This window comes from Nocardiopsis sp. EMB25 (assembly GCF_026797795.1).
Lineage (GTDB): Bacteria > Actinomycetota > Actinomycetes > Streptosporangiales > Streptosporangiaceae > Nocardiopsis > Nocardiopsis lucentensis.
The window spans coordinates 1,493,358-1,506,398 of record NZ_JAMTDN010000001.1; the positions used below are offsets into that span (position 1 = coordinate 1,493,358).

The 13,041-nt window shown below is 73.4% G+C and carries 14 protein-coding genes; 11 read left to right on the forward strand and 3 right to left on the reverse strand.

Annotated features, from left to right (window positions below; genetic code table 11):
* The first annotated feature begins 86 nt into the window (after positions 1-86).
* The 4 genes from KIK06_RS06475 (at position 87) to KIK06_RS06490 (ending at position 4,940) form a co-directional block, all read left to right on the forward strand.
* Positions 87-1,844 (forward strand): ATP-binding cassette domain-containing protein, encoded by a 1,758-nt coding sequence (locus tag KIK06_RS06475; protein WP_268642377.1) that lies wholly within the window; start codon positions 87-89, stop codon positions 1,842-1,844.
* 132 nt (positions 1,845-1,976) lie between these two features.
* The gene (locus KIK06_RS06480) at positions 1,977-2,549 is read left to right on the forward strand and encodes a TetR family transcriptional regulator (protein ID WP_268642378.1); all 573 of its coding nucleotides are present in this window, start codon (positions 1,977-1,979) and stop codon (positions 2,547-2,549) included.
* Positions 2,550-2,571: 22 nt separating this feature from the next.
* Entirely contained in the window at positions 2,572-3,432 is an 861-nt protein-coding gene (locus tag KIK06_RS06485) for an ABC transporter ATP-binding protein (RefSeq protein WP_268642380.1), read from the forward strand.
* A complete protein-coding gene (locus KIK06_RS06490; RefSeq protein ID WP_268642381.1) occupies positions 3,429-4,940 on the forward strand; it encodes a hypothetical protein in 1,512 nt (503 codons plus the stop codon). Before KIK06_RS06485 ends, KIK06_RS06490 begins: the two co-directional genes overlap by 4 nt.
* On the opposite strand, the gene KIK06_RS06495 is transcribed toward KIK06_RS06490, so the two are convergent.
* Positions 4,930-6,204 carry an MFS transporter gene (locus tag KIK06_RS06495; protein ID WP_268642383.1) on the reverse strand — a complete coding sequence of 425 codons (1,275 nt, stop codon included), beginning with the start codon at positions 6,202-6,204 and terminating at the stop codon, positions 4,930-4,932. The two genes, KIK06_RS06490 and KIK06_RS06495, sit on opposite strands and share 11 nt — an antisense overlap.
* Before the next feature lie 88 nt (positions 6,205-6,292).
* Between KIK06_RS06495 and KIK06_RS06500 the strand changes: the two genes are divergently transcribed.
* From KIK06_RS06500 to KIK06_RS06525, 6 genes are all read left to right on the forward strand, one after another.
* On the forward strand, positions 6,293-6,856 hold the full coding sequence (locus KIK06_RS06500; protein WP_268642385.1) for an ArsR/SmtB family transcription factor: 564 nt from the start codon (positions 6,293-6,295) through the stop codon (positions 6,854-6,856).
* Positions 6,857-6,948: 92 nt separating this feature from the next.
* Positions 6,949-7,401, forward strand: a complete 453-nt coding sequence (locus tag KIK06_RS06505; RefSeq protein ID WP_268642387.1) for a hypothetical protein — start codon at positions 6,949-6,951, stop codon at positions 7,399-7,401.
* A 78-nt stretch (positions 7,402-7,479) separates the two neighbouring features.
* A complete protein-coding gene (locus KIK06_RS06510; RefSeq protein ID WP_268645868.1) occupies positions 7,480-7,731 on the forward strand; it encodes a metal-sensitive transcriptional regulator in 252 nt (83 codons plus the stop codon).
* Between the two features lie 249 nt (positions 7,732-7,980).
* A complete protein-coding gene (locus KIK06_RS06515) occupies positions 7,981-8,553 on the forward strand; it encodes a rhodanese-like domain-containing protein (protein WP_268642389.1) in 573 nt (190 codons plus the stop codon).
* A gap of 140 nt (positions 8,554-8,693) precedes the next feature.
* Complete coding sequence (locus KIK06_RS06520) at positions 8,694-10,112, forward strand: MBL fold metallo-hydrolase (RefSeq protein WP_268642391.1); 1,419 nt, start codon at positions 8,694-8,696, stop codon at positions 10,110-10,112.
* A gap of 195 nt (positions 10,113-10,307) precedes the next feature.
* Positions 10,308-11,186 carry a sulfite exporter TauE/SafE family protein gene (locus tag KIK06_RS06525; RefSeq protein WP_268642392.1) on the forward strand — a complete coding sequence of 293 codons (879 nt, stop codon included), beginning with the start codon at positions 10,308-10,310 and terminating at the stop codon, positions 11,184-11,186.
* 551 nt (positions 11,187-11,737) lie between these two features.
* Here the strand turns inward: KIK06_RS06525 and KIK06_RS29330 are convergent.
* Positions 11,738-12,157 carry a DUF1232 domain-containing protein gene (locus KIK06_RS29330; protein ID WP_442789819.1) on the reverse strand — a complete coding sequence of 140 codons (420 nt, stop codon included), beginning with the start codon at positions 12,155-12,157 and terminating at the stop codon, positions 11,738-11,740.
* Here KIK06_RS29330 and KIK06_RS06535 point away from each other — a divergent pair.
* Positions 12,113-12,241 carry a hypothetical protein gene (locus KIK06_RS06535; RefSeq protein WP_268642394.1) on the forward strand — a complete coding sequence of 43 codons (129 nt, stop codon included), beginning with the start codon at positions 12,113-12,115 and terminating at the stop codon, positions 12,239-12,241. The two genes, KIK06_RS29330 and KIK06_RS06535, sit on opposite strands and share 45 nt — an antisense overlap.
* A 112-nt stretch (positions 12,242-12,353) precedes the next feature.
* On the opposite strand, the gene KIK06_RS06540 is transcribed toward KIK06_RS06535, so the two are convergent.
* On the reverse strand, positions 12,354-12,998 hold the full coding sequence (locus KIK06_RS06540) for a TetR/AcrR family transcriptional regulator (protein WP_268642395.1): 645 nt from the start codon (positions 12,996-12,998) through the stop codon (positions 12,354-12,356).
* Between the last annotated feature and the right edge of the window lie 43 nt (positions 12,999-13,041).

A 13,041-nucleotide genomic window follows, 5' to 3' on the forward strand; every position in this document is an offset into this window, starting at 1 on the left:
CGAGTCCTGAGGACCTCCGTGGGCGGGCACGCGACCCGAATCCCCGGCGGCGTTCCACGCGGCGCCGGGGAGCGCTGCGCGCACTGATGCCGCACGCCTTCCCCTTCCTGGGGCGCCACCGGGGGGCGCTGCTGCGGCTGGGAGCCTGGTCGCTGCTGGAGTCCGCGCAGACCTTCCTCGTCGGGATCTGCCTGGCCCGTGCGCTGGACCAGGGGTTCCTGGCGGGGCGTCCCGCCTCGGGCCTGGTGTGGTTGGTCGTCGCCGCGAGTTCGGTCCTCCTGGCCGGTCCCGCGCTGCGCGGTGTCTTCGGCCAGTTGTCCGGGCTGGTGGAACCGCTACGGGACGGGCTGGTGCGGCGCGCCGTCGGGCAGGCCCTGAACCGGGCCGTGGCCGACCCCGCCAGGGCCGCGGAGGCCCAGCGTGCCGCGGTCTCGAGGCTCACCCAGCAGACGGAGATCGCCCGCGACAGCTTCGCCGGCCTGGTGCTGACCGTCCGGTCCTTCCTGTTCACGGCGGTCGGAGCACTCGCGGGAATGCTCACCCTGGCTCCCCAGCTGCTCCTGGTCGTGGTGCCGCCGATGCTGCTCGGTCTGGTGCTCTTCCTCCTCACGCTCGTCCCGATGGCCGCGGCGCAACGCCGGTTCCTCGACGCCGACGAGGAGTTCACCGAACGGGCGGGGGCGCTGCGGGTCGGACTGCGCGACCTGGTGGCCTGCGGGACGACCGACGCCGCGGCCGACGGGGCGCGGGAGCTGATCGACGAGGCCGCCGCGTCGACGCGGTCCCTGGCCCGCTGGACGGCCGCGAGGACGCTGGCACTGGGCGTGGCCGGGCAGCTGCCCGTCGTGCTGCTGCTCGTGGCCACGCCCTGGCTGCGCGACCAGGGCGTCACCACGGGAGCGCTCATGGGCGCCCTGGCCTACCTGGTGCAGTCACTGCTGCCCGCGCTCCAGACGATGATGACCGCGCTGGGAGCCGCGGGCAGTCGCCTCGTGGTGGTCCTCGACCGCTTCGTGTCCTCGGAGGCGGACGGCGCCGACGGGGGCGGGGCCCGGGTCGCGCAGGCCGGTGGTCCCGGACCGTGCGCCGACCCCGACCCCGTCCCCGCCCCAGGGAGGGGAGCCGCCCCGGCTGTGTGGTGCCGCGGGGTTCGGGTGTCCTACGGGGCCGGGACACGCCCCCTGGTGGAGGGGTTCGGCCTCACGGTCGGGGAGGGCGAGCGCGTCGCGGTCGTCGGCCCGAGCGGAATCGGCAAGTCGACGCTGGCGCACGTGCTCGCCGGAATGCACCCGCCCGACGAGGGCGCCGTGCGTCTGGCGGGTCGACCGGTCGTCGGACACTCCCCCCAGGAGCTGGCCCGGATGCGGGTGCTCCTCCCCCAACAGGGGTACGTCTTCGCCGGTTCGGTCCGGGAGAACCTCGCCCAGTTGGATCCCGGCGCCGGCGACGACCGCATCACCCGGGCCGTGACGGCTCTGCGCCTCGGGCCGTTGGTGGACCGCCTGGGCGGTCTGGGGGCCGACGTGGATCCCGGGGCGCTCTCCGCCGGGGAGCGGCAGGCGCTCTGCCTGGTCCGGGCCTACGTGTCCCCGGCGCCGCTGCTCATCCTGGACGAGTCGACCTGCCACCTGGATCCGGCCGCCGAGGAGCACGCGGAGGAGGCGTTGGCGAACCGGCCGGGCACGACGCTGATCGTCATCGCGCACCGGCTGTCGTCGGCGCTTCGGGCCGACCGGATCCTCGTCCTGGACGGCGCGGGCACGGCGTTCGGCACCCACGAGTCCCTGTTGCGCGACTCCCCCCTCTACAGGGACCTGGCGGGGCACTGGAACTCGTCCGGCTGAGCGCGCCGGGGCCGTGAGTCCTCGCGGGGACGCGGCGTCAGGTCGGCGACGTGAACGCACCGGGTGTTCCGTCCCTTGCCCACTCAGAATGTTAGCCACTAACATGTTAGTAACTAACATCAGGAGGTCGGAGTGGCGGACTGGCGGGCGGACAAGCGGGCGCGCACCCGCGCGGCGATCCAGGAGGCGGCGCTCGACCTGTTCGCCAGACACGGCTACGACCAGGTCACCGTGGAGCGCGTCGCCGCGGCCGCCGGCGTCTCCCACACCACGTTCTTCCGGTACTTCCCGACCAAGGAGGACGTCGTCCTCGGCGACGACTACGACCCGCTGATCGCCCGCCACGTCTCCGCCAGGACCGAGACCGACCCGGTCGAACGCGTCCGTCTGGGCATCGCCGAGGCCTTCACCCACCTCGACACGGCCGCGTTGGCGGTCGCCCGCGAACGCACCCTGCTGATGCTCTCGGCGCCGAGCCTGCGTGCCCGCGTCTGGGAGAACCAGGCCACCACCCAACGGCTCCTGGAACGGGTGCTGCACGGGGCGGACTCCGACCGGATCCCCCTGGCGACCCGCGCCGTCGCGGCGGCCTGCACGGCCGTGCTCACCACCACGGTCACCACCTGGGCCGAGGACGGCCCCACCGAAGCCCTTCCGAGCATGGTCGACGAAGCCCTCGCGGCCCTGCGCCCTCCCACGCCCTGACCCGGGCGGAAAGGCGGCAGCCGTGAGCGCGATCGACGTGCGCGGCCTCACCGTCCGCTACCGCGGCGCTCGCGCCCCGGCCGTGGACGGCATGGACTTCACCGTCGAACGGGGTGAGGTCTTCGGCCTCCTGGGACCCTCCGGGGCCGGCAAGTCCACCGTCCACCGCGTCCTCACCCGGCGGATCCGTCGCTTCGGGGGAACCGTCAGTGTGCTCGGCGCCCCCGTGGGCCGGGGCCGTGACCGGGACTTCTTCGAGCGGATCGGCGTCGGCTTCGAACTCCCCGCCCACCTTCCCGCCCTGACCGCCCGGGAGAACCTCGCCGTCTTCGCGGGCCTGCACCGCGGCCCCACGGAGGACCCGGGCACGCTCCTGGACCTGCTGGACCTGACCGACGCCGCCGACCGCAGGACCGCGGACTTCTCCAAGGGCATGCTCGTCCGCCTCAACCTGGCCCGAGCCCTGGTCAACCGACCCGAACTGCTCCTGGTGGACGAGCCCACCAGCGGACTGGACCCGGTCCGGGCCGAACACGTCCGCCAGATCCTGAGGGACCGCGCCCGCCGGGGGAGCACGGTCGTGGTCACCACCCACGACATGCTCACCGCCGAACGCGTCTGCGACCGGATCGCCTTCGTCGTCGACGGGCGCGTCGTCGCGGTGGACAGCCCCCGGCGGCTGCGGCTCGCCCACGGGAGGCCGGGCGTGGTCGTGGAATTCCGCAGGAACGGACACCTGGAACGCGCGGAACTCCCGATGGACACCCTGGCGGAGCCGCTCGGGATCACCGGATCCCACGTGGAGACCGTGCACAGCCGTGAGGCCACACTCGACGACGTCTTCGCGCGCGTCACCGGCCGCCGGATCGGACGGGAGCCGTGAGCGTCCCGCCGAGCTCCGTTCTGACCGCGCTGGACCTGGAGAGGCGCATCCACACCCGGCGGGGCACGGCGCTCACGGCACTGGCCCTGGCACTGGTGTGGGCCCTGGTCGTGCTCGCGCTTCCGGAGGGACCCGCCCGCCCGGTCGCGGGACTGCTGCTGTTCCTGGACACCGCCGGGTTCGGAGTGCTGTTCGTCGCCGTCCTCATGCTCGGTGAGCGCACGAGCGGGGCGTGGGCGGCACTGGCGGCGAGCCCCTTGGGCGCGGGGGAGTACCTGGCCGCCCGACTGGTCGTGTTCACCGTGCTCGGCTCCGTGGCCGCGACGCCGATCGCGGTCGCCGCGCGCCCCGTCGACGGAGTGACCGGTGTCGCCGTGGCCGTCGTGGGCACGGCCCTGCTCGCGACACTGCTGTGCGCGGTGTCGGTGGCCGCGTGCGCGTCGGCGCGGGGCCTGGCCGACCTGATGGTCTCCGTCCCCCTCTGCCTGGGCCCGCTCCTGGCGCCACCCCTGCTGGTGGCGTCGGGGATCGCGGGACACCCGGCCTGGTACGCCGTGCCGACCACGGCCGCCCACACGGTGGTGCGCTGGGGACTGGACCCCTCAGCCGTGCCGCTGCCGGGCACGGCGGTCGCGGCGCTGGCGGCGGTCGCCGTCGTCGCGACCGCGGGCGCCTGCGTGTGGGCGCGCCGGGCACTGGTGCGGGCGCGAACGGCTGAGGGGGACCGGCCACCGTGGACCCGTGTACGGGGGCCGCGTCGGACACGCGTTCCCCGGGCGGAGGGAGCCCCGGTGCGGATCCTGGCCCGGGTCGACCTGCGGGACGCGGCCACCGACGGCATGGTCTGGGCGCTCGTGGCCGGCCCGGTCGTGGTGGCCCTGGGCCTGCGCGCGGGCCTGCCCCTGGTGGCGGACACCCCGGTCCTGGCCGGTGTCGACGTGGCGTCGTGGCGGCCGGTGCTGTTGGCGGCGCTGGTCCTGCTGCACGTGCCGATGATGGCCGGTTCGGTGGTGGCGCTGCGGGCCGTGGAGGACCGGGAGCGGGGCACGCTGGCCCTGTGGTCCGCCTCCCCGCTCGGGGCCGGTACCTATCTCACCTGCCGGGCGGTGGCCGCCGCCGGGCTCACCGCGGTGCAGCTCGCGCTCACCCTGCCGCTCAGCGGACTGGCCGACGGCGACACGTGGTCGATGGTCGCCGCGGTTGCCGTCGCCGGACTCCTGGCGGCGGCCCTCGCGCTGGCGGTCACGGCCGTCGCGCGGGACCGGATGCGCGCCCTGGTCGTGCTCAAGGGCGTGGGAGTGCTCTTCGTCCTGGTGCCCGTGGCGGCGTGGGTCCTTCCCCCGCCCTGGGTGTGGTTCCTGCTTCCGCTGCCGGTGGTGTGGCCGCTGGCCGCCCTGCCCGCCTACGGCCTGGCCCCCGTGGCGCTCGCCGCGCCGTGCGGGACCGTGGCGGGCGCCCTGCTGGCCGGGGCCGCCTGGTGGTGGGCGCGTTCGGCGGTCAGCCGTTGACCGCCTCCCCGCCGGCCCCGGACAGGGCGGCCTCGTCCACGCGGGCGAGGACCGCGAGGGGCGCGAGGGCCACCAGGGCCATGAGCGCGAACACCGCGCGCAGGCCCAGGAGTTCGGCGAGCACGCCGCCCAGGGCCGCGCCCAGGGGCATCGTCCCCCACGCCATGAGCCGGTAGGCACTGTTGACGCGGCCGAGCAGGGGGTCGGGGGTGACGCGCTGGCGCAGCGACACCGTGATGACGTTCCACACCGCGATGCTCACACCCCCCACGACGAACCCCGCCCCGATCACGAGGGGGTTCGCGCTCAGCGCGGGAACGCCGAGCAGGACGCCGAACCCCAGGACCGACAGCCGCAGCGCCCAGGCCCGGCCGAGCACGCCTTCGACGCGATCGGCGGTCAGCGCGCCGAGCAGGCTTCCCGCCGCCGTGCTGGTCAGTAGGAGGCCGTAGCCGGGCTCGGACAGCCCCATCGGGGAGCCCGGCCCCACCGCGAACAGCACCAGGATCGCGAAGGTCGCGCTGGTGGCCAGGTTGGAGGAGCCGACCAGGACCGCGAACGTGCGCAGCAGCCGGTGCCGCCACAGGAACCGCAGCCCCTCGGTGATGTCGGCGCGCAGGCTCGTGCGGGTGGCGCGCCCGACCCGGAACCGCCCCCGCACCAGCAGCAGCGCGCCCACGGCCGCCAGCCACAGCGCGGCGGGCGCCGCGAAGGCCGCCACGGCGCCCAGCGCCACCAGCAGCCCGCCCAGGGGAGGGCCCGCGAACTGGTTCGCGGTCAGTTCGACCGCGTGCAGGCGCCCGTTGGCGCGGGAGAGCCGGTCGCGCGGGACCACCTGGGGCAGGATCGACTGCGCGGCGGTGTCGTGGACGGTCTCGGCGGCTCCGACGCAGAACGCCACGGCGTACAGCACCCAGATCGAACCGGCGTCCACGGACAACAGTACGGCCAGCAGGCTCAGGAGCGCCGCGCGCGCGACGTTGGCGCCGAGCATTGCCGCGCGCCGGTCGACGCGGTCGGCGAGCGCCCCGGCGGGCAGGGCCAGCAGCAGCCACGGGAGGCTCAGCGCGATGGTGACGCCCGCGACGAGCGTGGGGGAGTCGGTGTGGGCCAGGGCGGCCAGCGGCAGGCCGACCTTGAGCACGCCGTCGGCCAGGTTGGACAGCGAGGACGAGGTCAGCAGGAAACCGAAGCGGGTGCCCAGAGGCCGGGACCCGGTGTCGGGAGAGGAGACGTCGGGCCGAAGGGGGGTGTCATCGGTCATAGGTTGAGAATCACTGATCGATCGAGAAAATTCAATCGCCTTCCGGGCTGGCGTTCGCGGCCGCCCGCGCGTTCGTTAGGCTGTCGCCATGGGTGAGCTGGAGGACGGGCACGAGGCGGACCCCGCCGGAAGGCGGCGGCGTCCGGCGACCGTCCGCGAGGCCAAGGCCCTGGCGCATCCGCTGCGCGTGCGCATCCTGCGGCTGTGCCTGCACCGCGAGCTCACCAACAAGGAGATCGCCGACCGGCTCGACACCACGCCGGGCACGGTGCTCTACCACGTGCGCCAGCTCGTCGACGCGGGCCTGCTCGTCGCCGCGCCCGTGCGCACCGGCGCCAGCGGTGCGCTGGAGAAGCCCTACCGGTCCACGGGTGAGACCTGGTGGCTCTCCTTCACCGGCGTCGGGGGCGAGTCCGAATCCCCTCCCGCCGCGGCGCCCCTGGCCGCCTTCCAGGAGGAGCTGGGCGAGGCCGGTCCGGAGTCGGTGCGCACGTTCTCCCGGTTCGCCCTGCACCTGTCCGACGAGGACGTGGCGGAGCTCGACCGGCGCATCGTCGCCGTCCTGGACGAGTTCGTGGCCACCGACGACCAGCGCCGGGGCCGGCCCCTGCACAGCGGACTGTTCGTCCTGCACCGGCCCGCCGAGTACTGACCGACGGCGAGACCGAGGCCGTACGGCTGCCTCGGGTAGCGTGAACGGCGGTCACGCGGCCCCCGGCCCTCGCCGCTGCTATGGTCCTGGCCGTGGTGTACGAACCCAACGCGCTCCTGGGCCGCCTCGTCGGCTGCCGCCTGTACTCGGCGCAGTTCGTCCTGGACTACGTCCAGCTGTGGTTCGACAGTGAGGCGTCCCGCGACGAACCCCTGCTCACCTGCGACGTCCTCCCGGACGTGGCGCTGGAGGGGCGGTGGTTCACCCCCGCGGAGCCAGGATGGTCCGACGCGCTGCCCACACTCGTCGAGCGGAGGGTGACCGCCACCCACGAGGCGACCGGCATCGGGCTCGGGCTCGACTTCGCGAGCGGTGCGATCCGGCTCCACCCCGCCGAGAACGACCTCGTCGGGCCGGAGATCGCGATGCTCAGCGGCTTCGCCGACCGCCGTTGGATGGTCTGGCGCCCCGGGGAGGAGGCCTTCGAGGACCTTCAGCCGCGCGCGGCGGCCGGACCGTCCTTCGCGGCCGTACGGCCGGTGTGATCCACGCGACTGGCGAGATGGATACACCGGGGGGTATGCTTACATCCAAGCGGTGAAAGGACACAGATGAAACCCGAAATGGTGGGTGACGCCCTCACCAGGCTCAAGCGCGCCCAGGGGCAGCTCTCCGGAGTGATCTCGATGATCGAGGAGGGTGAGGACTGCACCGCGGTCCTGCAGCAGTTGGCGGCCGTCTCCCGCGCTCTCGACCGGGCCGGGTTCAAGATCGTCGCCAGCGGTATGCGGCACTGCAACGCCGCCCGCGAGGCCGGTCAGGAGCCCGAACTCACCGAGGCCGAGCTGGAGAAGCTGTTCCTGGCCCTGGCCTAGGGTTTCGCGGGCCCGCCCGTGTCCCCGGAGTGTCTCACGCTCCGCCCTCGGCCGATCTCGTGCGGAGTTCGGTACAAGTCCATCCATGGCTTTCGGATACTCCCCCCAGTGTGGTGGAGGCTCGCGGACGCCACGGCGGGGGAGGCCGGCCGCCGCCCGTTCCCTTCCCGCGTCCAGGGTTCCGTGTGTTTTCTGGATACCCCCCGGTGTACCAAGGGCCGGGGTTCGACAGCACCTTCGAGGAGAACCATGACCGACAACACCATCGACGTGCACGCCGTGCGCAGCATGGTCGAGGCCGACCCCGACGCCCTGCTGGTGGACGTGCGGACTCCCGCCGAGTACGAGAGCTCCCACATCCCCGGCGCGGTCAACCTTCCGCTCCAGCGCGTGGACGCGCACCTGGAGCGCATCGTCACCGACGCCGGCGGGCGCCTCGTCCTCGTCTGCCAGTCCGGTAACCGGGCCCGCCAGTGCCAGGACAAGCTGGCCGCCGCCGGCCTGCGGGACACGGTGGTGATGAACGGCGGCATGAACGCCTGGGAGGCCCAGGGCGCTCCCGTCGTACGCGGACGGGAACGGTGGTCCCTGGAGCGCCAGGTCCGTCTGGTCGCCGGAGGCGTCGTCCTGACCTCCGTGCTCGCCTCCCTGCTGTGGCCGCCGGCCGTGGCGGTCGCCGGGGTCATCGGTGCCGGGCTGACCTTCGCCGCGATCACCGACACCTGCGCCATGGGCATGGCCCTGGCCCGCCTGCCCTACAACCAGCCCCGCAACCACGTCGACATCGAGGGTTCCCTCGAACGGATCGGCGTCCGCCGCTGACCGGCGGCGCCCGCGTCCGCCGGTGAACGTGCGCCGGACCTGACCGGCGGCGGCGTCCCGCGGAGCCCACGACCCTCGCCCCAGTCCGTCCAACGGATACTCCCCGGAGTATGCAGCAGTACCAACCACAAGGAGATGTCATGCTGCTGGAACGCATCTACGATGACGACCTCGCCCAGGCCAGCTACTTCGTCGGCTGCCAGGCCAGGGGAGAGGCCGTCGTGGTCGACGCCCGCCGCGACATCGGCGAATACCTCGACCTGGCACGCGCGCACGGCATGCGGATCGTGGCCGTGACCGAGACCCACATCCACGCCGACTACCTCTCCGGCACCCGGGAACTCGCCGCGGCGACGGGCGCCACGGTGTACGTCTCCGGTGAGGGAGGCGAGGACTGGCAGTACGGCTTCGACGCCGAGCGTCTCCTGGACGGTGACGCCATCACCATCGGCAACATCACGGTCCGGGCCCGCCACACGCCCGGCCACACCCCGGAGCACCTGTCCTTCCTGGTCACCGACGGAGCGTTCAGCGAACACCCGGGCTACATGCTCTCCGGCGACTTCGTCTTCGCGGGGGACCTGGGCCGCCCCGACCTGCTCGACGAGGCCGCGGGAGGGGTGGACACCCGGTACGAGGGCGCGCGACTGCTGTTCGCCAGCCTCCGCGACGCCTTCCTGACGCTGCCCGACCACGTCCAGGTCTACCCCGGGCACGGCTCCGGCAGCGCGTGCGGCAAGGCGCTCGGCGCGCTCCCGGCCACCACGGTCGGATACGAGCGCCTCAACGCCTGGTGGGCGCCGTACCTGCGCGACGGCGACGAGAGGGGCTTCATCGACGAGCTGCTCGACGGGCAGCCCGACGCCCACGCCTACTTCGCCCGGATGAAGCGCCAGAACAAGGAGGGACCCAGGGTCCTGGGCCCCCTGGCCGCGCCGCCCGAACTCGCCACCGGTGAGGTCGGCGGATCCCTGCGCGAGGACGAGACCGTCTTCGTCGACACCAGGCCGCACACCGAGGTGCACGGGGGCACCGTGCCCGGGGCGCTGAACATCCCCGGCCCGGCCAAGGCCGCCAGCTTCGGCGCCTGGGCCTACGACCCCGAGGCCGAGAGCCGTCCCCTGGTGCTCCTGGCACCCGACGGGGACACCGCCCGGGCGGTGCGCGACCACCTGCTGCGCGTCGGCATCGACCACGTCGTCGGCTACACCACCAGCCTGGAGGGCCTGCCGACGACCGTGCCGCCGCTCATCTCCCCGGCCGAGCTGGAGGACTCCGGCGCCGCACTCGTCCTGGACGTGCGCAACAGGACCGAGCACGCCGCGGGGCACATCCCCGGTTCCCGCCAGCTCAGCGCGGGCCGGGTCCTGTGGCACCTCGACGAGCTGCCCGCCGACGGCACCATCGTGAGCTACTGCCAGGGCGGTGCCCGCAACTCCGTCGCGGCCAGCGCCCTGCGCCGCGCCGGATACGACGTCGTCGAGCTCGACGGCAGCTACGCGGGCTGGGCCGCCTGGCGCCAGAGCCAGGGCACGCGGGCCGGGACCGCCGCCGGCTGACCCCGCCGACCGGGGGCGGCGCCCGACCGGACGCGCCCTGTTCCGCGCGACGGGCGCCGCCCCGCCCCGGGGCACCGTCAGGACCGCTCCGACCACATCCGGGGCACAGCGCCCCTTCGGGAGCGGTACCGCCCGGACCGGGACGGACCGTCGCCCGGTCGAACCCGCAGGTCCGAACCACGAAAGAAGTGAAGCATGGAGTTCCAGATGATCCTGGTCGCGGCGCTCGCCGTGGTGGTGGGTCTCACGCTCGGACTGCTCGGAGGCGGCGGTTCCATCCTGATGGTCCCGCTGCTGACCTACGTCGCGGGCATGGGCCCCAAGGAGGCCATCGCCGCGTCCCTGTTCGTCGTCGGTACCACTTCGCTGATCAGCACGTTCACCCATGCCCGTCGGGGGAACGTCCGGTGGCGCACCGGACTGGTCTTCGGGGCGGCGGGCATGGCGGGCGCCTTCCTGGGCGGTCTGGCGGGAGGACACATCCCCGGCACCCTCCTGATGATCGCCTTCGCCCTCATGATGGTCGCCACCGCCGTGGCCATGCTTCGCGGAAGGAAGGGATCCCGAGCCGGGGGCGGGGAACACCGCGGCGGGGACCTGCCCCTGAAGCGGATCGTCCTGGACGGTCTGGCCGTCGGGGCGGTCACCGGTCTCGTCGGCGCCGGAGGCGGCTTCCTGGTCGTGCCCGCCCTGGCACTGCTGGGCGGACTCGCCATGCCGGTCGCGGTGGGGACCTCGCTGCTGGTGATCGCCATGAAGTCCTTCGCCGGGCTCGCCGGATACCTGACGACGGTGAGCCTGGACTGGACGCTGGTCGCCACCGTCACGGTCGCCGCCGTCGCGGGGTCGTTCGTCGGCGCGCTCCTGACCTCCCGGGTGCCCGAACCCGTTCTCCGGAAGGGTTTCGGTGGCTTCGTGCTGGTCATGGGCGTCTTCGTGCTCACCCAGGAGCTTCCCGCTCCGTTCGGCCTCGTCACCGTGATCGTCGCGGCCGTCGTCGCGGGACTGGCCGCCGCCTGCCGACTGGCCGGAGAGTACTGTCCCCTGGCACCGCCCCTGCGGGCGGGGGCGTGAGAGGGGCCGGGCACCGCGGAGCCCTCCCTTCCGGGCCGGGAGGGTCAGAGGAGTCGGAACGGGGATGCCCTCCACCGGACCGATCCCGCAGCCCGGAGTCGTCCGGTGCGATACCCGGCCGTGTCCCGGGGCGTCGCGTCCTGGACCGGCACCCGGCCCTCTGAGGGAGAATCTCGTCATGGCTCCGTCTCCTCGGCGTCACGGCTGGTGGCCGCGGCGGTTCGGGCCCGGCTGCGTCCCCTCGGCCTCCGCCAGCGCGGCCGGTCCCGGTTGTGGTTGGACGACCACGGATGGTGGCTGGGGCTCGTGGAGTTCCCCTCCCCCCGGTGGAGCGAGGGCGGTGGCCCGCACGTCGGAGCGATGTGGCTGTGGCAGGACCTCGACCACTTCGCCTTCAACGTCAGTGAGCGACTGCGTGGAACCGCGGACTACCGCGACGACGAGCAGTTCGCGCCAGTCGCAGAGGATCTGGCTCTTCTCGCCCGAGGACGGATGGAGGAGTTCCGGCGCAGGTTCCCCGATCCTGGGTCGGCGGCGGAGCTCATGGCGGCTCAGCCGGTCAGGCGGGGGCATCTCCGGGAGCCGTGGAACGCCGGTGTCGCGGCGGCGCTCGTCGGTGACACCGCCGTGGCCCGGGAACGGTTCGCGGCGGTCCTGGAGGAGGATCCCATCGCCCCTTGGATGCGTGGGGTCCAGCGGACGGCGCGAGAAGTCCTGGGCATGGTGCGCGACAGCGGGGCCGTTCGGTCCTGGGTGGTGGACCGTGTCGCGTCATGTCGGCAACGGCTTTCTCTGGTGTCTTCGCGACCTTTCGAGGACGTGTTCGACGGGCAGCCGGGACGACACCGGTCGGAGGACCAACGGTCCTGAGCGAAGGGCGGGCCGACCAGACGGAGCACGGCGGCGACCGCGATGGCGTCGTCAGCGTGTCCGAGTACGGGGATGAAGTCCGGTACCGGGTCGACGGGCAGTGCGAGGTGGCCGGGCAGCAGCCGCGCCTCGCGCGGCCGGGCCCGGGCGAGGGCGGCGACGGCGAGCGGCCAGAGCAGGAGTAGCCCGCCGACCGCGGACAGCGCCACGGGCCACACGGTACCCACGGGCGGATCCGGTCACCGAGGGAGCGCACGCCCCAGACGGCAGGGCTGTTCGTCCGTGTTCCGAGGGGGATCAGTGGCCGGAGGGCCGTCGGCTCTCCTCCTCGACCATCTCCACCAGCCTGCGCAGTCCCTTCTCGAACTCCGCGTCCCAGTCGACGGCGCGGTCCAGTGCCTCCCCGAGCCGATGGTGCGCGGGCAGTTCGCCGGGCTCCAGCTGTTCTCGGCGCTCGCGGGTGCCCAGGTTCCCCTCCCCGAAGCGACCGCTGACCTCCGAGACCGCGAAACCCAGTACGAAGGTGCTGAACATGCGCTCCCATCCGGCCACCTCGCCGTCGGCGATCCCGGCCTCCGACAGCGCCGCGTAGAGGGGGTCCACGACGCGCATCGCCTCCGCGAGCACCACCGGCCTGGTCAGCAGGAGAGGGAACGTCCGGGGATACCGGTGCGCCACGGCCCTGGCCCCCCGCGCGCACACCAGCAGCCGTTCCCGCCAGTCCAGCCCGGGGTCGGGGCGGGGCACCTCCCGCAGGACGCGGCCCACGAGGCCGTCCAAGAGGGCGTCCTTGCTCTCGAAGTACCCGTACAGGGCCATGGGCGTCAGACCGACCCCCGCCCCGATGGCCCGCATCGACACGGCGGCCAGCCCCTGCTCCTCCGAGAGGCGCAGAGCGACGGAGAGAATTTCCTCCCGCCGTTCTTGCTTAATCTTTTCCATGGTCTTAATGTACACCGTATAGTCCGTTCTGTACACCGCACAG